Here is a 22,063-nt window from a genome sequence, read left to right on the forward strand (position 1 = left end):
GATCAACCCGCGGGCGGGGTGGATGGTTGCGCCCATCTCGGCGAACGGCGACCGCCGGCGGACCGCGGTCCCGGCGGGCCGGCCCGGCGCTTCTGGCGGTACATGGCGTGGTCGGCGCGAACGGCCAGGGCCTCGATGTCGTCGCCGGTCTCGCCGATCGCCCAGCCCACGCTGGCGCCGACCCGGTGCAGGCCGGTGGCGCCCCGGACCGGCTCGGCGATGGCGGCGCGCAGCCGCTCCGCGGTGCCGCCGATCGTGGCGGACAGGTCGGCACCGGTGAGCACCGCCACGAACTCGTCGCCGCCGGTCCGCGCGATGACCTCGTGCCCGGGCAGGTGGTGGCGCAGCCGCCCGGCAATCACCCGGAGCACCTCGTCGCCCGCCTCGTGCCCGGCCGCGTCGTTGATCTTCTTGAAGCCGTCCAGGTCGATGACCAGCACCGCCGCCTGCCTGCCGGGCTGCCGCTCGATCGCGTCCGTACGGCTCTTCAGCAGGGTGCGGTTGGCCAGCCCGGTCAGGCAGTCGTGGGTGGCGGCGTGATGCGCCTCCGCCCGGCTGCGTTCCAGCTCCGAGTGCAGCCGGGCATGCTGGATCGCGATCGCGGCGTGCTCGGCGAACAGGGCCAGGATCTCCAGCTGCTCGGCGCCCGGCTTGCGCAGGCCCTCGGGCAGGTCGACGCTCAGCACCCCGACCCACTCCCCCGACGGGGCCATCAGCGGCGCGAACAGGCAGTCCATCGGGTGCCACAGCGCCGGGTCGTCGGTCTCCTCGATGTCCGGGACCCAGGTGTAGAGGCCTTCCGGCACGCCGGTCCGGTGGTCGACGAAGTAGAGGTTGCCCCACCGCTCGGACCGCCGGAACAGCTCCGCCCAGGTCGCCGCGGAGCCGCGGTAGCCGAGCAGCTCCCGGCGCAGCTCGTCGCTGCCCGCCACGGCCACGGCGGTGTAGTCGCCGTTGGACTCGGCCAGGTTGACGCAGGCCAGCCCGAACCCGGCGACCTCGACGACACCGCAGGCCACGGCGTCGAGGGTCTGGGTCAGGTCGAGGCTGGCGTGCACGCGCTTGGTCACGGCGTGCAGGGCCCGCAGCGCCTGCAACTGGGTGTCGGCACCAGCCATCCCGCGGCCTCCCTCGACCGGCATCCTGATCAACCGACCGTAGACCATCCACACACGACTCGTGGACCCCGGCGCGGTCGCCGCGGCCGCGCATAGCAGGATCGGGACATGACACTCACTCACGACGTGGCCGGCGACGGATCCGCCGTCATCCTCGTGCACTCCACCGCCTGCGACCGCCGGATGTGGGACCCGCAGGTGCCCGCCCTGGGCGACGCCGGCCACCTCGTCGTGCGGTGCGACCTGCGCGGCTACGGCGAGACGCCGATGCCCGACCGGCCGTACGACAGCGCGCGCGACGTCCTCGACGTGCTGGATCTGCTGGCGGTCGAGAAGGCGGCGGTGGTCGGCTCCTCCGGCGGCGGGAGGGTCGCCCTGGAGCTCGCCGCCCGCTGGCCGCACCGGGTCAGCGCGCTGGCCCTGCTGTGCAGCGCGCTGGCCGGCCACGAACCGAGCGACGAGCTGCGCGCCTTCGGCGACCGTGAGGACGCGCTACTCGAGGCCGGCGACATCGACGGCGCCACCGAGCTCAACGTCGCGACGTGGCTGGGCCCGTACGCGGACGACGCCACCCGCGCGAAGGTCCGCGAGATGCAACGCCACGCCTTCGAGGTCCAGCTCGCGGCCACCGAGGAGCACCCGCCTATCCGCGTCCGGGCCGACCCGGCCGGGATCACGGCGCCCAGCCTCGTGGTCTCCGGGGCGCACGACCTGAGCGACTTCCGTACGATCGCGACCCAGCTGGCCACCACCATCCCGGCGGCGCGGCACGTCGAGCTGGACTGGGCGGGCCACCTGCCGAGCCTCGAACGCCCGGACGTCGTGAACGCCATGCTGGTGGACTTCCTCGCGTCCGCTTCGCAATGATCGTCGCCATGCCGTTCGTCGTCGACGTCTGCGTACCCTTCCGGGCTCGCCAGGGTCTGCTGTCACCCGTCCGCGCCGCCGCCGGACAGCAGCGGCTCACGCCCGGCGCCGACGTCGAGGGGGTCCTGCGGGCAGGAGTCGGCTTCGACGACGGCGACCTCACCGACCGCGGCTGGTTCTTCGACACGGATGCGTTGTCGGCGCGGCTGTCGGCGTGGGCCGACGTGCTCGGCGACAGGCCGTGGACCGAACGGTTCCCGTTCCGCCCGACGTTCGAGCTGGTCGCCCGGCACCTGTACGAGGAGCTCGCGCCTGTGGTGCCGGGTCTGGCCTTCGTGGAGCTGGAGGACCGCACGTACGGCAGCCGTACCCGATATCTCCCCGCCTTCTAGGCCTGCCGGAGGACGGAACCGATGCGGCGGACGGCTTCCTGGAGGCGGTCCGGCGGGCAGGCGGCGTAGCCGATCACCAGGCCCGGCGGCCCGGGTGCCTGGCGGTGCCAGGACAGCGGCTGGACCCGTACGCCCGCCGCGGCGATGCGGCCGGCGAGGACGGTGTCGTCGTGCTCGCCCGGCAGCGTGATCAGGACGTGCAGGCCGGCCGCCACCCCCTCCACCCGGGCCGCCGGTACGTGCTCGCGCAGGGCCGCCACCAGGGCGTCGCGGTGGCGCCGCTGGCGGCGGCGGACCGTGCGCAGATGCCGGTCGTGGTCGCCGGTGGCCAGGAGCCGCGCGAGGATGAGCTGGGGCAGGGCGGGATTGCCCAGGTCGCTGGCGTGCTTGGCGGTGACCAGGTCGGCGTGCAGGTGGCGCGGGGCGATCAGCCAGCCGAGCCGCATACCGGGCGCGAGCGACTTGGAGACGCTGCCGCAGTAGGCGATGCGTTCGGGCGCCGAGGCCTGCAGGGCGGCGACCGGGGCGCGGTCGTAGCGGTGCTCGGCGTCGTAGTCGTCCTCGACGATCAGCCCCGGCCAGTCGAGCAGCGCGAGGCGGCGGCGCGGGCTCAGCACCACGCCCGTCGGGAACTGGTGCGCCGGGGTCAGCAGGACCGCTTCCAGGTCGGTGGCGGTCAGGTCCGGCACGCGCAGACCGTGGGCGTCCACGGGTACGGGCACCGCCCGCACACCCCAGTGCCGCAGCTCGTCCTGGGAGCCGCGGGAGCCGGGGTCCTCCACGCCCCAGGCGTCGACGCCACGGGCCCGCGTCGTCTGGCAGAGCAGGGCGAGCGCCTGCGCCACGCCGTTGACGACGATGATGTCGTCGGCGCCCGCCCGGACGCCGCGGGTGCGGGCCAGCCAGGTCGCGAGCTCGGCCCGGAGCCGGGGGGTGCCGCGCGGGTCGCCGTACCCGAGATCGGCGCTGGTCGCCTCGGCCAGGACGGTCCGTTCGGCGCGCAACCAGGCAGCGCGCGGGAAGGCCGACAGGTCGGGGACGCCGGGTGACAGGTCGAGCTCGATGTCCGGGGACGGCCGTTGCGGCAGGCGCAGGCCGCCGGTTTCCTGCCGAGCCGGGCCGCCAGGGGGCCGCGGCGCCCGGGCGGTGATCCGGGTGCCGGCGCCGGTACGCCCGCTGAGCAGCCCCTCGTCGGTGAGCCGCTGGTACGCCTCGACCACCACCCCCCGCGACACGCCCAGCTCACCGGCGAGAACCCGGGTGGCGGGCAGCCGGGCACCGGCGGGCAGGCGTCCGGCGGCGACGGCCGCGCGCAGCCCGTCGGCCAGCCATGCCGTGCGTCCGCGCTCCGGCGGCGCGCCCAGGAAGTCGATTTGGTCCACCCGTCTGGCTCGGATTTGGCCCTTCCAGGAGACCATACCGCCTGACGAGCATGGTGGGCGTGTCCCGTCTCGTCTCCCTCGTCACCGGTTCCGCCGCCATGATCTGCGTCGGCGGCAGTGTCGCGGTCTCCGCCCTGCTCGGCGGCGCCCCGCTCTTCACCACGCAGTCGCTGCGGTATGCCGTCGCCTGCCTGCTGCTCGTCGCCTTTGCGCGGATCCGCCGGGTGCCGCTGGTCCGCCCGCGCGGCCGGGAGTGGGGATGGCTCGCCGGGATCGCCGCCACCGGGCTGGTGCTCTTCAACGTCGCGCTGGTGGAGGGCGCCCGGCACGCCGAGCCGGCGGTGCTGGGCGTGGCGGTGGCGTCCGTGCCGGTCCTGCTCGCGGTCGCCGGGCCGCTGCTCGACGGGCGCACCCCTGGCCGTGCGGTGCCGCTCGCGGCGGTCGTGGTGACGGCGGGGGCCGCGCTGGTGCAGGGACTCGGGCGTACGGACGGTGCCGGGGTCGCGTGGGCCGCGGTGGCGTTCGCCTGCGAGGCGGCGTTCACCCTGCTCGCCGTGCCGGTGCTCGGGCGCCACGGCCCGGCGGGTGTGTCGGTGCACACCACCTGGCTGGCCGCCGCGATGCTGGCGGTGCTCGGCGTGCTGCACGAGGGTCCGGGCGCGGCCACGACCCTGAAGGGCCCGGAACTGTTCGCCGCCGGATACCTCGCGGTGATGGTGACCGCGGTGGCGTTCGTCCTCTGGTACGGCAGCGTGGCCCGCCTCGGTGCCGGCACGGCCGGGCTGCTCACCGGCATCGCGCCGATCGCCGCGGCGCTGACCGGCGTGGCGCTGGGCGGCCCGGCCCCGCGCCCGCTGGTCTGGGCCGGCATCGCCACCGTGGCGGCCGGTCTTGCGCTGGGCCTGCCAACCGGCCGGCCCGGCCGATATAGTCACGGTCGTCGATACGTTCGCGCGAAGGTGAAGGCAGGTACCCCGTGCGCCTGATCCCGGTGATCGCCGTCTGCGTCACGGTCCTCGGCGTTCCCCAAGGCGCTACCGCCGCCACCGCACCGGACTGCTACGACCGCACCGCCGCCGTCACGTACGAGGAGAGCCGGATCGAGGCCCCCGCGCTGCCGGGCGGCTCGCAGGTGCCGTACGCGCTGGTCGAGGCGGGTGGCTTCGAGCCGTACGTGGCGCGGCTGAAGCGTGAGCTGTGCGGTGCGCGGTCGCTGCCCGCGGCGCGACGGCTGCTGCAGCGGCACGGCGCGCGGTTGTGGGAGACCGCCGTCGCCCGCGCTCAGGGCCGGATGCCGATGGGCACGATCGACCGGTACGACGACCGCCCGCTCTACTGGTCACGGCTGATGGGCACCCGCGACGTCCGGCAGTGGCGCCCCCGCTTCCCCCTCGGCGACGAGGACCGCGCCGGGCTGCTGCGGACCTACGAGTACGCGTCCCGCGGCGTCACGTCCACGAGGTTCGGGCGCGGGGTGACGCGGGTGCTGGTGAGCGGTTTCGACCCGTACCAGCTCAACGGGGAGATCCGGCGCTCCAACCCGTCCGGCGCGGCCGCGCTGCAGCTCGACGGGCTGACCTACCGCGAGGGCGGCCGTACCGTACGCGTGCAGGCGGTGACCCTGCCGGTGACCTGGAGCGGCTTCGACGCCGGCATCGTGGAGGACGCGTTCGGGCCCCACCTCACCGCCCTCTCCCGGGAGCGCGCCGACCTGATCATGACCATCAGCCAGGGGAACCGCGGCGTGATGACCATCGAGCAGTGGGCGGGCGCCTGGCGCGGCGGCTCGCCGGACAACAACGACGAGGGCGAGGCCGAGCTCGTCCCGCCGGCACCGCGCTGGCCCCAGCCGTCGCCCACGCCCGAGTTCATCGAGACCACGCTGCCCTATCAGGCGATGATCGGCGCCGGCACCGGCCCGTGGCCCACCGCGCTGAACCCGCGCCTGTGCGAGTGGCCGGCGGCCACCCGGCCCACCGGTCCGGTGCAGTGCCGCACCGACGGCCCTTCCCCCGGCGGCCAGGCCCAGTCGGGCGGGGGCGGCAACTACCTGTCGAACGAGAGCATGTACCGGTCCAACCGGCTGCGGCTCGAGCTCGGCGCCACCGACGTACCGGGCGGCCACCTGCACATCTCCGCCCTCGTCTACCCCGCCGACCCGCTCGTGGTGATCGACGACGCCTTCGCCGCCGACCGGGCGGCGACCGTCGAGCAGACCGTCGCCCTGGTGAAAGCGGCGCAGGCCGCCCCTCGGTGAGGGACGGCCTGCGCGCGGAGAAAGGGGGTCAGCCCAGCAGCGTCGGGATCTTCTCGAACAGCTGCGTGGTGTACGTGATCATCTCGTGCAGCATCCAGTTGCCGGAGAACAGGATCGCCGCGCCCACCGCCACCGCCTTGGGCACGAACGACAGCGTCGCCTCCTGGATCTGCGTCACCGACTGGAACAACGAGATCGCGAACCCGATCAGCAGCGCCGTCAGCAGCGTCGGCGCGCACATCTTCGCCGCGATGGTCATGGCCTGAAGTCCCAGCTCAACGATCTGCGTGTCCGTCATGCCATCCTCTTCGGGCCCGCGGCAGGACCGGGGAGTGCACAACGGGCGTACGACGGTTGCCGTTCGGTTCACGCCTCCGGAATCCTCAAGTCGGTGAAAGCGGCCCGTACGGACTGCTCGGCGACGGTGCGCAGCTGCTCGGCGGTGAGGCCGGTGGCGTGGCGGGCCAGGGCGTGCTCCTGGGACAGGCGGACATCACTGACACGAGGGTTGTCGGTGTTGAGCGTGACCGGCACTCCCGCCGCCAGCAGCGCGTGGATCTGGTGGTCCGGGTACCCCGGCGCGGCGCCCGTCTGGATGTTGCTGGTGAGGGCGACCTCGAGGGTGACGCCCGCGCCGGCCAGCTCGGCCATGAGAGCCGGGTCCTCGGCCGACCGCACGCCGTGCCCGATCCGCTCGGCGCCGAGCTCGCGCACCGCGGCACGGACGCTCTCCGGTCCCGCGGCCTCGCCGGCGTGCACGGTGATGTGCAGGCCGGCGTCGCGGACGGCCCGGAAGGCGGGGCGGAACAGCTCGGCGGCGTACCCGGCCTCGTTGCCGGCGAGATCGACGCCGCACCACAGCTCACGCCGGGTCAGGAAGGTGGCCACCTGCTCGGCCGCCGCTTCCGGCCCCAGGTCGCGCAGGATCGTCGCGATGAGCCCGACACGCAGGCCGGTGGTCGCCGAGCCCTCCGCGACGCCCTCGGCGACCGCATCGATCACGGCTTCCGGCGCGAGCCCGGTCTGCTGCCGGATGAAGTACGGGCTGAACCGGAACTCCACGTAGTCGAGCCCGTCGTCGAACGCGTCCTCGACCGCCTCCCGCGCCACCCGCCGCCAGTCGCCGAGCCCCGCGACGACCCCGATCCGGTCGTCGACCTTCGCCAGGTACGGCAGCAGCCCGCCCAGCGGCCCGCGCGCTACCAGCTCGTCGCGGGGCCGGGCCACCTCGGCGAACGGATGCCCGTCGCGGCGCGCGATGCCCAGGATGGTGCTGGAGCGGATCGAGCCCTCCAGGTGCCGGTGCAGGTCGATCAGCGGGAGCATCGCCCCTCCTTCTCGGATCTTGGTTGCGGAACGGTGGTTTCCGTCCGTGTCACCTCTCACGGATGGATCTTGTCAACCCGCCGGTGCGGCGGGCCGATGGGGCAGGTGGCCGTGCTGAACCCGGCCTCCCTGAACGGACCACCTCACCCGGAAACGGATCATGTTCTCCTCTGTATGGCTCGGCTGGCTCGGCGCTGCACTGTCCATGGCTCTCCCCTGGCCCCAGGTCTGGCGCTCGTGCGCCCAGGGCCGCACCGGCGGCCTCTCGCCGACCGCGTGCTGGATGGGCGCCGCGATGCCGGTGGGCTGGATCACCTACGGCCTGCTGACCGGGGAGACGGTGCAGGTGGTCACCAACACGGTGACGGGGATCGCCGGCCTGTCCGTGCTCGCCGTCGTCCTCGTCAAGCAGGGTGAGCTGCGCAGCGGACGCAGGCTGCTGGTCAGCGCCGCCGGCGCCGCGGGCGTGCTGACCGCCGCCGTGGGCAGCGCGGCCGTCGCCGTGGCGACCGACGCCGCCGGCACGCACGTCGCCACGTTCCTGGGAACGGTCCTGGCGGTCGCGGCCAGCCTTTCGGCCGTACCCCAGCCGCTGTCGCTGCTTCGTGACCGGAACCAGGACCTCGCCGGGCTCTCGCCGCTGCGCTGGCGCCTGGCCGCGGGTGCCTGCGCCTGCTGGACCACGTACGGCCTGAGCACCGCCCAGCCCGCGGTCTGGCTGTCCGCGGCGGTGGGCCTGGCCAGCGCTCTGATCGTCTGCTGGTTCCTGCTGCCCGCCAACCGGGCAGCCGAGGCCCCGAGCATGCGGGAACTGGCTCCGGCCGTCCGCCCCGCCCGTGGCACCACGCGTCTCGTGCGGCCCGCCGGCTCCGCCTTCGGTCCGCTTGTGGATGGTGGCGGGGTGGCCGGTCCGGTGCTGCGGCCGCCGTCGGCGCGGGTCGTGCGGCCCGCGTCCGCCGTGGCCCGTTCCGCCCGGCCGGTCGCCGGACCGGCCCGCGGGCCCAGGGCCGGGCGTCCACTTCGGCCGGCGCTCGCCTGAGACCCCGCCCGCGAGGCAACACTTCCGCATCGACGGCCGTCTCCGAGGAACCGCACACCCGAGTCACTGATAGCCTTGCCGCGCTTTCGCCCATTGAGGAGAAGACGTGCGCCGGAATCTGCTGGCTCTTGTGACGGTCGGGCTGCTGACCGTGGGCGGGCTGACCGCCTGCACCGACGATGACGGAAAGACGGGCGGCGGCACCGGCAAGGTCGCGGCCCGCGGCGGCGACGGCACCGGCAAGGTCGGCGTGATCCTGCCCGACACCACCACCTCGCAACGCTGGGGCACGGACGACCCGAAGCTGCTGAAGGCGGCGTTCGACGCGGCCGACGTGCCGGTGGAGATCGAGAACGCCCAGGGCGACCCGGCGAACTTCCAGCGCATCGGCGACCGGATGATCGCCGAGGGCGCCACCGTGCTGATCATCGCGAACCTGGACCCGGCCAGCGGCACGTACGTCCTGAACAAGGCACGGGCGGCCGGCGTCAAGACCATCGACTACGACCGGCTGACGCTCAACGGCGGCGCCGACTACTACGTCAGCTTCGACAACGTGAAGGTCGGCCAGCTCCAGGGCCAGGGCCTGGTGCGGTGCCTGAACGCGACGAAGGCATTGCGCGGCGACCGGCCGCCGCGGATCGTCTACCTGAACGGCGCACCGACGGACAACAACGCGACGCTGTTCAAGAACGGCTACGACTCGGTGCTGCAGCCCAAGTACGACGACGGCACGTACCTCAAGGGCCCGGACCAGTCCGTCGACAAGTGGGACAACAAGGAGGGGCGCTCGATCTTCATCGAGATGCTCAACCAGTTCAACAACGATGTGGACGGCGTGCTGGCCGCCAACGACGGTCTCGGCAACGCCGCCATCAGCGTCCTGCGGGAGCGCAAGAAGAACGGCACCGTGCCGGTGACCGGGCAGGACGCCGAGACGCAGGGGCTGCAGAACATCCTCGCCGGCGACCAGTGCATGACCGTCTACAAGCCGATCAGGCAGGAGGCCGACGCGGCGGCGAAGCTGGCCATCGGCCTCTTCAAGGGACAGCAGACCAAGGTCAGGGGCCAGGTCAAGGACCCGCAGTCCGGCGCCTACGTGCCGGCGGTGCTGCTGGAACCCATCCCCATCTTCAAGGAAGACGTGAGCAAGGTCATCAAGGACGGTTTCGTCGCGAAGAAGGCGGTCTGCGCGGGACGGTTCGCCGCGCTCTGCACGCAGAACGGCATCAACTGACCCCGGCGCGGGACGGCCGGTCGAGAATGCCGGCGTCTCCCTTGGGAGCCTTCCCACCGCATTGACCGAGGGCAATAGCGTGTGCGGATGCGCATTCGCTACGTGCTCCACAACGCCTACGGCGCCGGCGGCACCGTCCGCACGGTGGTGAATCAGGCGAACGCGCTGTGCGGGGCCCACGACGTGGAGGTCGCCAGCGTCTACCGGTCCCGGGAGAGGCCGGTCTTCCCCCTCGACCCCCGGGTACGCCTCGTCACCCTCACCGGCTTGCGCGAGGACGGTGCACGGTGGACGGATCCCAAGGGCGAGAACTCCCGCCTGATGCGCAAGACGCGGTGGTTCCGCAACCGGCTGCCGCACGGTCACGACTTCCGCTACAAGCGATGGGACCCGGCCGTCGATGCGGCCGTGATCCGATACTTCCGGGCGCAGCACCGCGGGATCCTGGTGACCACTCGGCCGGGGCTCAACCTGCTGTCGGCGTATTTCGCCCCGCGGCGGCTGGTGCGCGTCGCGCAGGAGCACATGAATCTGGGGGCGTACAAGCCGGGACTTCGCGCGGCGATGCTCCGGGCGTACCCCCGGCTCTCCGCCGTTTGCGTGCTGACCAGGGCGGACCTGGCCGCCTACCGGGAGGCCCTCGGCACGCGGGTCCGGGTGGAACGGATCCCGAACGGGATTCCGCCGCGCGCGCCCGCACCGGACCGGGCCCGCACCCGGACGGTGCTGGCGGCCGGCCGCCTCGGCCCGCAGAAGGGCTTCGACCTGCTCATCGACGCCTTCCGGACGGTGCACGAGCGGCACCCCGGCTGGCAGCTCGCCATCTTCGGCGACGGCCGGCTGCGCGCCCGGCTCACCGAGCAGATCGAGGACAGGGGCCTGACCTGCTGCGTGCACCTGCGCGGGCTGACCCGCCACCTGGACCGCGAGCTGGGCGCCGCCTCGATTTTCGCGCTGAGCTCGCGGTACGAGGGCCTTCCGATGGTGCTGCTGGAGGCCATGGCCGCCGCCGTACCGGTCGTGGCGTTCGACTGCCCCACCGGGCCGGCCGAGATCGTGGTGGACGGCCGCAACGGGCTGCTCGTGACGGCGGAGGACACGGCGGCGCTCGCCGAGGGCATCTGCCGGCTCATCGAGGACGGCGGCGCTCGCGAGGCCATGGGCCGCGCCGCGCGGGACACGAGCGAGCGCTATGCGATGCCCGCGGTGGCTCGGCAGTGGGAGCAACTGTTCGCCGACCTCGCTTGCGCATGATCGTTACCCTCCCCGCCGGGAACACCCAGATGTTGACGTATATCTAAGTTTGGACTCGGATCCCGATGCGCGTACGCGAGCACTCGATCTTCAGGAACGCGGGCACCCTGCTGATCTGCGGCCTGCTGTCCGGCGTCGTCGTGGCGGCCGCGGCCTTCCCGGCGGTGGCGATGTCCGGGCTGGCGGCCAAGGCCGGTGGCGAGTCGTTCGCCAACCTCCCGGGCGAGCTCAAGCACGCGGCGGCGCCGCAGGTCAGTCGTGCGGTCGCGGCCGACGGCAAGACGCAGGTCGCGGTCTTCTGGGACGAGTTCCGCAGCGACGTGCCGCTCAAGGACATCTCCAAGAACATGCAGGACGCCATCGTCGCCGCCGAGGACCACCAGTTCTACGAGCACAACGGCGTCGACCTCAAGGGCGTCGCCCGCGCCTTCGTCAGCAACAGCGGCTCGTCGAACGGCCGGCAGGGCGCCTCCACCCTGACCATGCAGTACGTGAAGATGTCGCTCGCCTACTCCGCGACCACCCCGCAGGAGGTCGTGGACGCCACCGAGGACTCGGCCAAGCGCAAGCTCACCGAGATGAAGTTCGCCATGCAGGTGGAGAAGGAGCTCACCAAGGGCCAGATCCTCGAGCGCTACCTCAACACCGCACCGTTCGGCAACGGCGCGTACGGCGTCTCCGCGGCCAGCCAGGTCTACTTCGGCAAGAAGCCGCAGCAGCTGACGATCGCGGAGGCGGCCCTGCTGGCCAGCATGGTCAAGGCGCCGTCCGGCTTCGACCCGACGACGGCGGACGGCTATCCCAAGGCGCTGAGCCGGCGCAACTGGGTCATCGACAACATGCGCGTGCTCGGCTCGATCACCCCGCAGCAGGCCGCCGAGGCGACGAAGGTGAAGCTCGGGAGGACCGTGCACCGCAGCGGCAACGGCTGCAGCGCGGTCAAGACCAACAGCTGGGGCTTCTTCTGCGACTACTTCTACCGCTGGTGGCTGAGCCGGCCCGAGTTCGGAAGTTCCTCGTACGACCGCGAGCGGCGGCTGAAGAGCGGCGGCTACCGCATCCAGACCTCGCTGGACGTCCAGGCGCAGACCGCCGTCCGCAGGAGCATCGCCCGGCGGATCAGCGTCAAGGACCGCGACGCCCTGCTGCTGGCGGCGGTCGAGCCGAGGACCGGGCGCGTACGCGCGCTCGGGGCCAACCGGCGCTACAAGATCGACGACCCGGCACACCCACGGAACAAGCCGCACTCGGACCCGAGGCTGGCCAAGAAGGGTTTCCGGGGCACGTACCCGAACACCACCAACCCGCTGATCACCGGCGGCGGCGACATCACCGGCTACCAGGCCGGCTCGGTGTTCAAGATGTTCACCATGGTCGCCGCGCTCGAGAACGGCTTCCCGCTGGCGTACCCGATCAACACGACGTGGCGCTACACGTCACCGACGTACCGGGACTCCGGGGCGCCCGCCGAGTGCGGGGGGCACTACTGCCCCACCAACGCCTCGCCGAAGGAGAAGGGCGTCTACACCATGTGGTCGGGCTTCAGCGCCTCGGTGAACACGTACTTCGTCCCGCTCGAGGAACGGGTCGGCGCCGAGAAGGTCGTCGACGTGGCCCGGCGCTTCGGCGTCGGGTTCCGGGCTCCCAACGACCGGGAACTGGCCACGAAGTACGCCCACGACTGGGGCGCGTTCACCCTCGGCGTGTCCTCGTCCACCCCGCTGGAGATGGCCAACGCGTACGCCACCCTGGCCGGCGACGGCATGTACTGCACGCCGACCCCGGTGCAGCAGATCACCACGATGAGCGGCGAGAAGCTGGACGTCGGCCAGCCGCACTGCGTCCACGCCACCTCCAAGGACGTGGCCCGCGCGGCGATCGACGCGGCGCGCTGCCCGGTCGGCGACTCGCCCCGGCTCGGCAGCTGCGGCGGTCACCGTACGGCCGGGGACACCCACCGCATCGTCGGTCACCCGGTCTTCGGCAAGACCGGCACCACCGACGCCGAGAAGACCGCGTCGCTGATCGCGGGCACCACCTCCATGGTGGTCGCCGGCTACCTGGTCAATCCGGACTACCAGAACCACCCGTACCGGATGCGGCACACGATCGTGAACCCCGCCGTCCAGTACGCCCTGCGCGACATCATGGAGGGCAAGCCGGATGTGCAGTTCAAACGCCCGTCCGGCTCCCGGATCGCCCGGGGCGAGCAGCGATCGATCCCGGACGTGCACTGCGTCGGCGTCGACGAGGCCATGAATCGGGTGGAGGCCGCGGGCTTCACCGCGTCCCGCGGTACGGAGGTCGCGTCGCCGTGTCCCGCGGGCCAGGCGGCGGGGACCGAGCCGACCGGCACCACGATCAAGGGCGGCTTCGTCAGCATCCAGATCAGCGGCGGTGCGGCGGCCGGCGCGCCGGGCGGACCCGGCGTTCCGGGGACATCCGGTGGTCCCGGCCGACCGCGCTGAGCAGGCGCGGTGGGGCCGTTTCCCGGCGGGCGGGATCGACGGGGATGCAGATCGGCGTCGATGTTGGCAGACTGCCTCGGCATGGAGGTGCACCCGAAGCTCGGCGGCCGCTACGCGCTGCTCGACCCGCTCGGCCACGGCGGCATGGCGGTGGTGTGGCGGGCCCATGACGAGGTGCTCGGGCGTACGGTCGCGGTCAAAGTGCTCGCCCCGCGCCACGCGGGCGACCCGGAGTCGCGCGCGCGGATCCACCACGAGGCCCGCGCCGCGGCCGCGCTGTCCCACCCCAACATCGCCCAGGTGTACGACTACGGCGAGCAACCGGACGGCGCCACCACCACGCCGTACGTGGTGATGGAGCTGGTCCGCGGCGGCACCCTCCAGCAGCGGATGGCGGCACCCGTGCCGCCGCGGTTCGCGATGCGGGTCTGCGCCGAGGTGGCAGCGGCCCTGGCCGCCGCCCATGCCGACGGCCTCGTCCACCGCGACGTCAAACCGGCGAACGTCATGCTCACCCCGGCCGGCGCCAAGGTCGTCGACTTCGGCATCGCGGCGGCGGTCAACCCGTCCGGCTCGGGCGACGCCGCCGCCGAGATCTACGGCACCCCCGCCTACCTGGCGCCCGAGCGGCTGGTGGACGACGCGGTCGACCCGGCTTCCGACGTGTACGCCCTCGGCGTGCTGCTCTACCGCCTGCTCTCCGGCCACTCACCGTGGTCGGTGGACACCACGACGCAGATGCTGTCCGCGCACATCTACGTGGAGCCCGAGCCGCTGGTGCCGCTGCCGGAGGTGCCGGCGTACGTCATCGAGCTGTGCAACCGCTGCCTCAGCAAGGACGTCACGATGCGGCCGAGCGCCCGGGAGGTCGCCGCCCTGCTCGCCCAGGCCGCGGGCCTGCGGGTGGTCGCCGACGAGCCGGCGCCGGCAGCCGGCGGCACCGCGGTGGACCCCACTCCGTCCGTCCTGATCCGCCGCGAGGACCACACCCCGCCCCCGCCGCCACCGCCCGTCGTGGAGACGCCGAACCCGCCGATCCCGCCACCGCCCGTCGTGGAGACGCCGAACCCGCCGATCCCGCCACCGCCTGACGCCCCGGGCGCCGCTGCCGGGCGACCGAGCCGGCGGCCGTGGCTCGTCGCGGTCGCGGCCCTGCTCGTCGCCCTCGCGGCCGTGGCGTGGGCCTTCCTGCCACGCGACCGCACCGGGCACCCGGCCGGCGCCCAGCCGGCCCCGGCACTGACGCCGACCGTCGCCGGCGCCCCCGCGACGACCAAGGCGTCCCACGAGGAGAGCACCGGCACGAGCAAGCCGGCCGACGAGGCGCCCGCCGGCCCGGCTGCCACCACCCCGGGCCGCCCCGCGGGCGGGCACCCGGCACCGAGAACCACCACCCCACGGCCCGCGGCGACGACCACGACGCCGCCCCGCACGCCGCAACCCACGGCGACGGAACCGCACCAGTGGACGTTCTCCTCGTCCGGGGGCACGGTCCGCGCGACCTGCACCGCACCGGACCGGGCCGAGCTGGTCACCTGGGAGGCGAAGAAGCCCTACAAGGTCCAGGACTCCGACGCCGGTCCGGCCGCGTCGCCGTGGGTGATCTTCAAGCACGGCAACGACCGGCTCCGGATGACGGTGACCTGCGCGGCCGGCGTGGCGTCCGAGGCGAACGAGGAGGTCTGAGGCCTCTTGGCGGCACCGGCAGCCGTGCTGGCCGCCCTCGTTCGAGTGGTCGTCCCGATCATCGACGAACGGCGGTCGCAACAGGTTCGGCCGGGCCGGTAGGTTGGGACGCGATGAGCGCGCCGGTCCGGCTCTTCGTGAGTCACAGCTCGAAGACCCGGCGCGACAAGAAGTGGCTGCAGGACTTCGACGATGCGCTGACCGCCGCGGATGACGACATCCGTCTCCTGTACGACAGAGCCACCGTCCACGCCGGTGAACGGTGGCGGGAATGCATCTACTGGATGTTGTGGGAGTGCCACGCGGCCGTTGTTCTCCTCACCCCGGCCGCGCTCAAGAGTCCCTGGGTGATGCGGGAAGCATCCTTCCTGGAGGCTCGGACACGCCGGAACCGGGCCTTCGCGCTCGTACCGGTGATGCTCGGTGGGGTCGACCGCGCCCGGCTCGAGCGCGATCCGTGGTGGCGGACCCTGCAGCTGAGCGAGCTTCAGGAGCCGTCGTCGCAGGACCCGGGAAGCGTCGCCGCCGAAGTCCGCGCGATGCTGGGGTCGCGATTGAAGGCGCCGGAACCGAGCCTGACGAGCAAGCTCGCCACTCAGATCGCCGCGTGCCTGCGGGACGCGACGCCGGATCAATGCCGGGAGACGCTCACCGCACTCGGGGAACCACCCGGCCACGCCGATGACAAGAACGATCTGGCCCGGTCGATCGCCTATTGGATCATCAGCAATCCGCCGCCGTCGCTGAGCCGTGCCGCTGATGCGTTGCTCAGGCTCGGCCGGGCGTTCCCGACCGACCGGATCCAGCAGATCCTCGACATCATCGCTCCGCTGTGGGTGGACCCGGAAGCGGCCGCACGCTTCCTGATCACTAATGACGAGCGTGACGGTGCACGCCATCTGGCGATCCGCTGCGGCAATCCGCAGACGACGATCCAGCACCATGTCTCGTGCGCCTACATCCCGGAGCACCGGGGTGTCGTGCCGCTTCACGGAGTCTCCGGCGGGATGCAGGTGCAAGACATCGCCGAGGAGTTGTACAAGGTCCTCCGCTCCATGATGCCGAGCCTCAGGAATGCCACCGGCGAGCAGATCGAGCGTCGCCTGGCGACGAACGACCGGCCGACGTACGTATCGGTGGGCCTGCCGCACGACACCGACGTCATCGAGGAGCTCCGAGGGCGATTTCCTACCGTCACGTTCGTCTATCACGCGCCCTACGACGGCGAATCGATGCCCGCCGAGGTGCCGCAGCCACCGTGGCTCAATCCCGCGGTCCGGGCCGAGGACGAGAACGCCGTCCTCAGCGACATGGTCCATGCCGAAACCCGGCTCCTGGGATCGGCCTGAGGAAGGAAGCGATGATGTTCACCGCCGCCCTGTTCGAGCCCGCCGGGCCCGAAGGAGTCTCATCTCCGTACCGATTCACGGAGAACGTCATCATGGCGATCAACGTGGCGTTGGCCGCCGGGCGCCCCTTGCTGGTCACGGGCCCACCCGGCTCTGGGAAGTCGACGCTCGCCCGGGCGGTCGCGGACCACGGTGAATTCGACTACGTCGAGCACGTCTTCACCTCCCGCAGCGAGCTGAGCGACCTCACCGCCGGCTTCGACGCCGTTCGCCGGCTGACGGACGCGCAGATCAGGTCGCTGAAGGAGGACGGCGCGTACCTTCTGCCCGGCGTTCTGTGGTGGGCTTTCGACCCGGAAAGCGCGAAGCGCCACCTTGCCGAGTCCGGAATACGGCGCCGCGATGCCCGGGTGGCGCCGTCGCGCGGCAAGGGAACGGTCGTCCTGCTCGACGAGATCGACAAGGCGGACCCCGACCTGCCCAACGACCTGCTCGCACCGTTGGACCACCACGCCTTCCCGCTCCCGGACGGCGTGCAGATCAGGGCCCAGGGCACCGTGCTGGTGGTGATCACGAGCAACAAGGAGCGCCGGCTGCCCCCCGCCTTCCTCCGCCGGTGTATTCACCTGGAGATGGCGATCGAAGGTAAGGACTTCTTCACCGAGGTGGCCCGCGCGCACCTGGGCGAGGACCATGACGGCCTGTACGACGCGGTGGCAGACGTTCTCATGGGACAGCGGGAGAGCGCCCGCCGGGCCGGCCGGCGCGAGCCGTCCACCGCGGAATATCTCGACACGGTCCGGGTGTGCCGAGCGCTGGGGATCGCACCCGGATCCCCGCAGTGGGAGATGGTGCAGCGGGCTGCCCTCGCGAAGGCACCCCGGGATGTCATGGACGTGGTGCCGTGACCCGGGCCGACCGCGGTGAGATGTCCACGGCCGACATGCTGCTGGCGATCAGCCGCCTGGGGATCGGCGACGAGGGGCTCGCCCTGCTCCGATCGGTGATGTTCGGCGCGGAGCCCTCCGCCGTCCCGGACCCTCCCGCGGAATCCTCCCCCACCGAGTCACCCGCTTCGGTAGCGCTTCCGGATCAGGGACCGGACATCGCCGTTGACGTGCCTCGGCCGGCCGGCGAGGGGCCGCCGATACGTGCGCGCATCGAGGAGGTGGCGGATTCCGGGGCCGGTCCGCCATGGCTGGCCGCCCCGGAGCGGCTGGAGATCAAGCCCTTCCCCTTGGAACAGGTGCCCGTACCACCGCCCGTGTCCCCGATCGTTGCGCGCAACGCCCTCAGTCCCCTGGTGCGGCTGACGACCGCCGGCCGACACATCGACCTCGCGGCGCTGGTGCGGCGCGCCGCTGAGGCGAAACCGTTCATGCCGGTGCCGATGCGGCCGGACCGGCGCGTCGCGCCGTTCGTCCAGGTGCTCTTCGACATCGGAGAAGGCATGGAACCGTACGTTTCCGACGTGTGGTTCCTGGTCGACCAGCTTCGCGACGTCGCGGGGCGCGAGCGCAGCGAGGCCCGGCCGTTCATCGGAACGCCGCTGCGAGGACTGGACGCGGACCTCCTGAGCGGCGCGGGCGCCACGCCGTGGGAGACGCCGGAACCCGGCACGCTGCTCGTCATCATCAGTGATCTCGGTGTGACCCGGCCGGTAGGGGGGCGACGGGACAAGGCATCACCTCGCGAGTGGCACGACTTCGCCGACGCGGTGGCTGAATCAGCGGCCAAGGTGCTGGTGCTGACTCCCTTGCCCCGTCATCGCTGGCCCCAGGGGCTGACCTCCGGACTGCGCGTGCTGGCATGGGAGGACATCGACACCGCCGGTACGGCCCATGTCTGACACCGCCCGTGCGGAACGCCTCATCGCCGAGATGGCAACGCAGCCCCACGGCGACCAGCAGGTGCGCCTGGCCCGCGCCGTCTGCATGGCGATCTTCGTCGAGCCGGGTCTGTTACGCCGCGCCCGGCTGGACCTGGTACCGGGCGCCGATCTGGGCACGGAGAGTGATCTCTACTTCGGCCCGCTGGTGCAGACCCGCAACGTCACCGGTGTGGTCCTCGATCCCGAGGTCCTCGTGGTGCTCCGGCGACAGTTGGCGCAAGGTGTCGCCGGCCCGGGATTCGTCCGGCGCTCCCGGGAGCTCATCACACGCCTTCACCACCGATACCCGTCCGCGCTGCGAACCGAGGAGGAGATCGTCTGGTTGTCCGTCGCCGATCCGCCCGGAGCGACGGAGCGCATGGAAAGCCTCCTCCACCGAGCCGTACGCACGATGGTCATGGACCCGCACCAGGGCCGGGAGGTGGCGCGATGGGCCGCGCAGGCCTGGGGGCGGTTGCCGGAGAGCTCCCGGCGGACCGAGGCCGCCCGGCACCTGGCAGTGGGGTCGTCATTGCGTACCGGATCGGTGATAGGCGCCGCGCTGCCCGGGGCCGCGGGTCTCCCCGACGGGACACGATGGCTCGCACCGCAGAACCTGCCGACCGTCGAGGTCGGGATCACCGCCCACGGGGACGGCCTCAAAATCGTGGCGCCGTCCGCCCGGGGGGCACTCGTCGTTCGCCTGCCCCGGACGGTACCGCTGGTTCTCGAGGTGAGCTGGCAGGCGGCGGGGGAACGACGGCGCGAGGTCGTGAACGCCGGCACTGTGTCCGTGCTGCCTCTGCCCCGAGGCTGGCGTGACCTTGCCCTGCAGACGTTGGACGGCCGCCGCTACGCGATCAGGCCCCAGGGGGCACCGGTCGACAAGTGGGCTCGCTCGAACAGCATCTTCATCTCTCACACCGGCGCCGACAAGCCGTGGGCCGACTGGATTCAGTGGCAGCTGCAGCGAGAGGGCTGGAAGACCTCCTCCGGCTCCGACCTTACGCCGGGTGAGAACTGGCAACGACGGTTGCGAGAACTCCAACAGGACGCGCATGTCATTCTCACCGTCGTGTCGGCGGCTTTCGCGGCGTCCACGAGCGGCATTCCAGAGGAGGACAGGGAGTCACTGCTCGGCCGCCTGATCCCGGTGCGGATCGACGAGACACCCCTGCTCGGTCCGCTGACCGCCAGACAGGCGCTCAACCTGAGTGGACTTGACGAGCAGGCGGCTCGTCACGCCCTGCTCAACGCCGTCGGTCCCGCACCGGTTACGAAGGCCTCCCGCCCGGCTGCACGCAAGGCGCGGCCGCCGTTCCCGGGCCCGCGCGGCCCCGTTGACCTGGACGCCGACGCCGAACGGCCGCTGCTCACCGGCGATCCGTCCACGAGTCCCACCTGGATCGACCTGGAGATCGTCCGGCTCATCGCTGATCACTTCGCTCAGAACTGCCGCGTGTACCCGAGCGGCGGCCGAGCCGTGGACCTCAGCTCCGGGCCCAACCTGTACTCACCCCTGACGATGCTGCCCTTCGCGGAGGAGGTCGACCTCTGGGAGAGGACGGCGCCTCGGCGCCGCTGGCTGGAATATTCGATCCAGCACTCGCCGCGCGAACTGCAGGACTATTGGCAGGTCATCCGCGGGGCCCATCCGGTGTACGCCGCCGTCCTCGACTTCCGCAGCGCCCTGAGAAAGGGCGCCCGGATCATGATGGGCGATGCCTTGACGCTGCCCCGTGGTCTCTACAACGTGGGCACGATGATGTTCGTGGCAGAGACCACTGCGGACACCAGCCGGGAATTCCGGCGAGCAGTGGCCGCCTTCCTCGGCTCCCTGCGCCGGTTGGCCCCCTTCGCCATGGCCTTTCTCAAGGACGGACTCCTCTACGGCGATCCGGGTGGCAGGCCGCAGGTATTCCCGATCGACGAACGCGACGTGCGCCGGAGTCTGCAGGGCATAGCACACGACGTACGGATATACACGGTCGGCGGCGCTCAGGACGCCACAGGACCACAGGTCGTGGTCGCGATGGGCAGGGCCGGCAAAAAATAGCTCCGGTGGCGCCTGCGTCGTTGTTCCCGGCATGGCTGTTCTCGTCACGCCCCTGCAACGGCGGACCACCCGGATCCCCGCCCCGGCGTCGCGCCCGGGCCGGATCGCGGTGCTCGACGGGCTGCGGCTCGTCGCCGCGCTCATGGTGGTCGGTTATCACTTCGTCGCGTACGACCGGGGCACTGTCCCGCCCTGGGGGGCTGCCGCCGAGCGGGTGTTCCCGTGGCTGTCCGTACCGGCCTCGTACGGGTGGATCGGCGTCCCGATGTTCTTCGTGATCAGCGGCTTCGTGATCTGCCTGAGCGCGTGGGACCGTACGCCCGCCCAGTTCCTGCGGTCACGGGTGGTCCGGCTGTTCCCGGCGTACTGGGCGGCGGCGCTGCTGACCTTCGCCGTGCTGAGCCTGTGGCCGGTGGTGCGCCGGCCGGTCGGGCCCAGCGACCTGCTGGTCAATCTGACGATGCTGCAGAACCCGATGGGGGTACGCCCGGCCGACGCCGTGTACTGGACGCTGTGGGTGGAGGCGCGCTTCTACCTGCTCTTCGCGTTGGTGGTGTGGCGTGGCCTCACCGTACGCAGCGCGACCCTGTTCGGCTTCGGGTGGCTGGTGGCGGCGGCGCTCGCGGAGCAGGCCGACGTGGACGCCCTGGACGTGGTGGTCATGCCGGAGAACGCGCCGTACTTCGTCGCCGGGATCGCCCTGTTCCTGGTGCATCGCACCGGGGGCCACCTCACGCTGTGGGCGTTGTTCGGCGCCTCGTTCCTGATGGCGCAGCATTACGTGGCCGCGCAGGTGGGCCACGTCGCCCAGGATGTGCTCGGCCGTCCGATCCCAGTGCTGCCGGCACTCGTCCTGGTCACCGCAGTCTTCGCGACGATGGCGGTCGTGGCCACCGGCCGGCTGTCCCGCGTGCGCTGGCGCTGGCTCACCGTGGCCGGGGCGCTGACGTATCCGCTGTACCTGCTGCACGAGTACATCGGCTGGACGCTGATCGCGGCGCTGCACCCCGTCCTGCCGCGCTACGTCACCCTGGCGATCGTGGTCACGGTGGTGATGGTCGCGGCCTGGCTGCTGCACCGCTACGTCGAACGCCCCACGGCGCGGCTGCTCCGCGAGCGGCTCAGCCGGCCGCTGCCCCGCTGACCTTCCGGCCGGGCGATGCCGGGAGCAGGGCCGCCATGGCGTCGATCTCCGCGGTCTGCTCGTTGATGACGTGCTTGGCCAGGCCGTGGATGTAGACGTTGCGCCCGTCGCCGTCGAGCAGCGCCCGGGACGAGACGACGGCCCCGCGGTGGTGTTCGATCATGCGCCGCAGGAACAGCGGCACGGCCTGGTCGGTCTTCGCGATGTCGAGCTCGTGGAGCTGGGCGTCGGTCAGCATCCCCTGCGACGCCGCGCCGGCTCCGTGAGCGTGGTCGTGGCCGCCGGCCTGCTCGCCCCAGGCGTCGAGCCAGGCGTTCGTCTCGTTGATCTCGCGTTGCTGGTCGTGGACGATGAACTCGGCGATCAGGCGGATCCGCTCCGGGACACCGGGCTTGGCGATCAGGGCCCGGCTCATGCGTACGGCCTGGGCGTGGTGCGCCACCATCATCTGCGCGTAGGCCACGTCGGCGGTCGTCGGCGGGGCCACGGACGCCACCGCCACCGGGCGCGGGTCCGGCTTCTTCTCTCCGCCACCACGGGCCGCGAACGCGATCACGGTCAGCGCGGTGGCCGCCAGCACGAGGGCGGCGGCGATGCGGCGTACGGACAAGGAGGACT

Annotated in this window: 19 protein-coding genes; 14 read left to right on the forward strand and 5 right to left on the reverse strand. The window is 72.1% G+C overall.

The features are described from left to right. Positions 1-2: 2 nt before the first annotated feature. Positions 3-1,118, reverse strand: coding sequence for a diguanylate cyclase domain-containing protein (locus tag ACIBO8_RS18975; protein ID WP_396116545.1), 1,116 nt, complete (start codon positions 1,116-1,118; stop codon positions 3-5). A gap of 108 nt (positions 1,119-1,226) precedes the next feature. Between ACIBO8_RS18975 and ACIBO8_RS18980 the strand changes: the two genes are divergently transcribed. Both ACIBO8_RS18980 and ACIBO8_RS18985 read left to right on the forward strand, forming a co-directional pair. Continuing rightward, positions 1,227-1,985: an alpha/beta fold hydrolase gene (locus ACIBO8_RS18980; RefSeq protein ID WP_396116546.1), complete on the forward strand. Its 759-nt coding sequence runs from the start codon at positions 1,227-1,229 to the stop codon at positions 1,983-1,985. Positions 1,986-1,993: 8 nt separating this feature from the next. Next, positions 1,994-2,377: a hypothetical protein gene (locus ACIBO8_RS18985; RefSeq protein WP_396116547.1), complete on the forward strand. Its 384-nt coding sequence runs from the start codon at positions 1,994-1,996 to the stop codon at positions 2,375-2,377. Here ACIBO8_RS18985 and ACIBO8_RS18990 read toward each other — a convergent pair. Then, positions 2,374-3,759, reverse strand: coding sequence for a PLP-dependent aminotransferase family protein (locus ACIBO8_RS18990; RefSeq protein ID WP_396116548.1), 1,386 nt, complete (start codon positions 3,757-3,759; stop codon positions 2,374-2,376). The genes ACIBO8_RS18985 and ACIBO8_RS18990 overlap by 4 nt on opposite strands. A 50-nt stretch (positions 3,760-3,809) precedes the next feature. Between ACIBO8_RS18990 and ACIBO8_RS18995 the strand changes: the two genes are divergently transcribed. After that, entirely contained in the window at positions 3,810-4,745 is a 936-nt protein-coding gene (locus ACIBO8_RS18995) for a DMT family transporter (RefSeq protein WP_396116549.1), read from the forward strand. Beyond that, positions 4,736-6,016, forward strand: a complete 1,281-nt coding sequence (locus tag ACIBO8_RS19000) for a hypothetical protein (RefSeq protein ID WP_396116550.1) — start codon at positions 4,736-4,738, stop codon at positions 6,014-6,016. Before ACIBO8_RS18995 ends, ACIBO8_RS19000 begins: the two co-directional genes overlap by 10 nt. A 28-nt stretch (positions 6,017-6,044) precedes the next feature. On the opposite strand, the gene fliQ is transcribed toward ACIBO8_RS19000, so the two are convergent. Both fliQ and add read right to left on the reverse strand, forming a co-directional pair. Further along, positions 6,045-6,314, reverse strand: a complete 270-nt coding sequence (fliQ, locus tag ACIBO8_RS19005) for a flagellar biosynthesis protein FliQ (protein WP_396114428.1) — start codon at positions 6,312-6,314, stop codon at positions 6,045-6,047. A 68-nt stretch (positions 6,315-6,382) separates the two neighbouring features. Continuing rightward, positions 6,383-7,342, reverse strand: a complete 960-nt coding sequence (gene add, locus ACIBO8_RS19010) for an adenosine deaminase (protein ID WP_396116551.1) — start codon at positions 7,340-7,342, stop codon at positions 6,383-6,385. Between the two features lie 160 nt (positions 7,343-7,502). Here add and ACIBO8_RS19015 point away from each other — a divergent pair, with 160 nt between their 5' ends. The 10 genes from ACIBO8_RS19015 to ACIBO8_RS19060 all read left to right on the forward strand — a co-directional run bounded on the left by ACIBO8_RS19015 (position 7,503) and on the right by ACIBO8_RS19060 (position 21,445). Further along, positions 7,503-8,381, forward strand: a complete 879-nt coding sequence (locus tag ACIBO8_RS19015) for a SemiSWEET transporter (protein WP_396116552.1) — start codon at positions 7,503-7,505, stop codon at positions 8,379-8,381. Between the two features lie 106 nt (positions 8,382-8,487). Then, on the forward strand, positions 8,488-9,618 hold the full coding sequence (locus ACIBO8_RS19020) for a sugar ABC transporter substrate-binding protein (RefSeq protein ID WP_396116553.1): 1,131 nt from the start codon (positions 8,488-8,490) through the stop codon (positions 9,616-9,618). A gap of 87 nt (positions 9,619-9,705) precedes the next feature. Then, complete coding sequence (locus ACIBO8_RS19025) at positions 9,706-10,872, forward strand: glycosyltransferase family 4 protein (protein ID WP_396116554.1); 1,167 nt, start codon at positions 9,706-9,708, stop codon at positions 10,870-10,872. Between the two features lie 65 nt (positions 10,873-10,937). Then, on the forward strand, positions 10,938-13,340 hold the full coding sequence (locus ACIBO8_RS19030) for a penicillin-binding protein (RefSeq protein WP_396116555.1): 2,403 nt from the start codon (positions 10,938-10,940) through the stop codon (positions 13,338-13,340). An 81-nt stretch (positions 13,341-13,421) separates the two neighbouring features. After that, entirely contained in the window at positions 13,422-15,026 is a 1,605-nt protein-coding gene (locus tag ACIBO8_RS19035; protein ID WP_396116556.1) for a serine/threonine-protein kinase, read from the forward strand. Next, positions 14,936-16,375, forward strand: a complete 1,440-nt coding sequence (locus tag ACIBO8_RS19040) for a toll/interleukin-1 receptor domain-containing protein (RefSeq protein ID WP_396116557.1) — start codon at positions 14,936-14,938, stop codon at positions 16,373-16,375. The genes ACIBO8_RS19035 and ACIBO8_RS19040 overlap by 91 nt, the downstream gene beginning before the upstream one ends. An 11-nt stretch (positions 16,376-16,386) precedes the next feature. Continuing rightward, positions 16,387-17,283 (forward strand): AAA family ATPase, encoded by an 897-nt coding sequence (locus tag ACIBO8_RS19045; protein WP_396116558.1) that lies wholly within the window; start codon positions 16,387-16,389, stop codon positions 17,281-17,283. After that, positions 17,280-18,224, forward strand: coding sequence for a hypothetical protein (locus tag ACIBO8_RS19050; protein WP_396116559.1), 945 nt, complete (start codon positions 17,280-17,282; stop codon positions 18,222-18,224). Before ACIBO8_RS19045 ends, ACIBO8_RS19050 begins: the two co-directional genes overlap by 4 nt. Beyond that, positions 18,217-20,301, forward strand: coding sequence for a toll/interleukin-1 receptor domain-containing protein (locus tag ACIBO8_RS19055; RefSeq protein ID WP_396116560.1), 2,085 nt, complete (start codon positions 18,217-18,219; stop codon positions 20,299-20,301). The genes ACIBO8_RS19050 and ACIBO8_RS19055 overlap by 8 nt, the downstream gene beginning before the upstream one ends. A gap of 31 nt (positions 20,302-20,332) precedes the next feature. Beyond that, complete coding sequence (locus tag ACIBO8_RS19060; protein ID WP_396116561.1) at positions 20,333-21,445, forward strand: acyltransferase family protein; 1,113 nt, start codon at positions 20,333-20,335, stop codon at positions 21,443-21,445. On the opposite strand, the gene ACIBO8_RS19065 is transcribed toward ACIBO8_RS19060, so the two are convergent. Then, entirely contained in the window at positions 21,423-22,055 is a 633-nt protein-coding gene (locus ACIBO8_RS19065) for a DUF305 domain-containing protein (RefSeq protein WP_396116562.1), read from the reverse strand. The genes ACIBO8_RS19060 and ACIBO8_RS19065 overlap by 23 nt on opposite strands. Positions 22,056-22,063 lie beyond the last annotated feature (8 nt).

The sequence above is a fragment of the Actinoplanes sp. NPDC049681 genome, assembly GCF_044465265.1.
Classification (GTDB): domain Bacteria; phylum Actinomycetota; class Actinomycetes; order Mycobacteriales; family Micromonosporaceae; genus Actinoplanes.

Excerpts from the sequence above, each read along its gene's own strand:
- ACIBO8_RS18975 (WP_396116545.1), bottom strand. The coding sequence starts at position 1,118 with ATGGCTGGTGCCGACACCCAGTTGCAGGCGCTGCGGGCCCTGCACGCC.
- ACIBO8_RS18980 (WP_396116546.1), top strand. The coding sequence starts at position 1,227 with ATGACACTCACTCACGACGTGGCCGGCGACGGATCCGCCGTCATCCTC.
- ACIBO8_RS18985 (WP_396116547.1), top strand. The coding sequence starts at position 1,994 with ATGCCGTTCGTCGTCGACGTCTGCGTACCCTTCCGGGCTCGCCAGGGT.
- ACIBO8_RS18995 (WP_396116549.1), top strand. The coding sequence starts at position 3,810 with ATGGTGGGCGTGTCCCGTCTCGTCTCCCTCGTCACCGGTTCCGCCGCC.
- fliQ (WP_396114428.1), bottom strand. The coding sequence starts at position 6,314 with ATGACGGACACGCAGATCGTTGAGCTGGGACTTCAGGCCATGACCATC.
- add (WP_396116551.1), bottom strand. The coding sequence starts at position 7,342 with ATGCTCCCGCTGATCGACCTGCACCGGCACCTGGAGGGCTCGATCCGC.
- ACIBO8_RS19015 (WP_396116552.1), top strand. The coding sequence starts at position 7,503 with ATGTTCTCCTCTGTATGGCTCGGCTGGCTCGGCGCTGCACTGTCCATG.
- ACIBO8_RS19025 (WP_396116554.1), top strand. The coding sequence starts at position 9,706 with ATGCGCATTCGCTACGTGCTCCACAACGCCTACGGCGCCGGCGGCACC.
- ACIBO8_RS19030 (WP_396116555.1), top strand. The coding sequence starts at position 10,938 with ATGCGCGTACGCGAGCACTCGATCTTCAGGAACGCGGGCACCCTGCTG.
- ACIBO8_RS19035 (WP_396116556.1), top strand. The coding sequence starts at position 13,422 with ATGGAGGTGCACCCGAAGCTCGGCGGCCGCTACGCGCTGCTCGACCCG.
- ACIBO8_RS19045 (WP_396116558.1), top strand. The coding sequence starts at position 16,387 with ATGATGTTCACCGCCGCCCTGTTCGAGCCCGCCGGGCCCGAAGGAGTC.
- ACIBO8_RS19055 (WP_396116560.1), top strand. The coding sequence starts at position 18,217 with ATGTCTGACACCGCCCGTGCGGAACGCCTCATCGCCGAGATGGCAACG.
- ACIBO8_RS19060 (WP_396116561.1), top strand. The coding sequence starts at position 20,333 with ATGGCTGTTCTCGTCACGCCCCTGCAACGGCGGACCACCCGGATCCCC.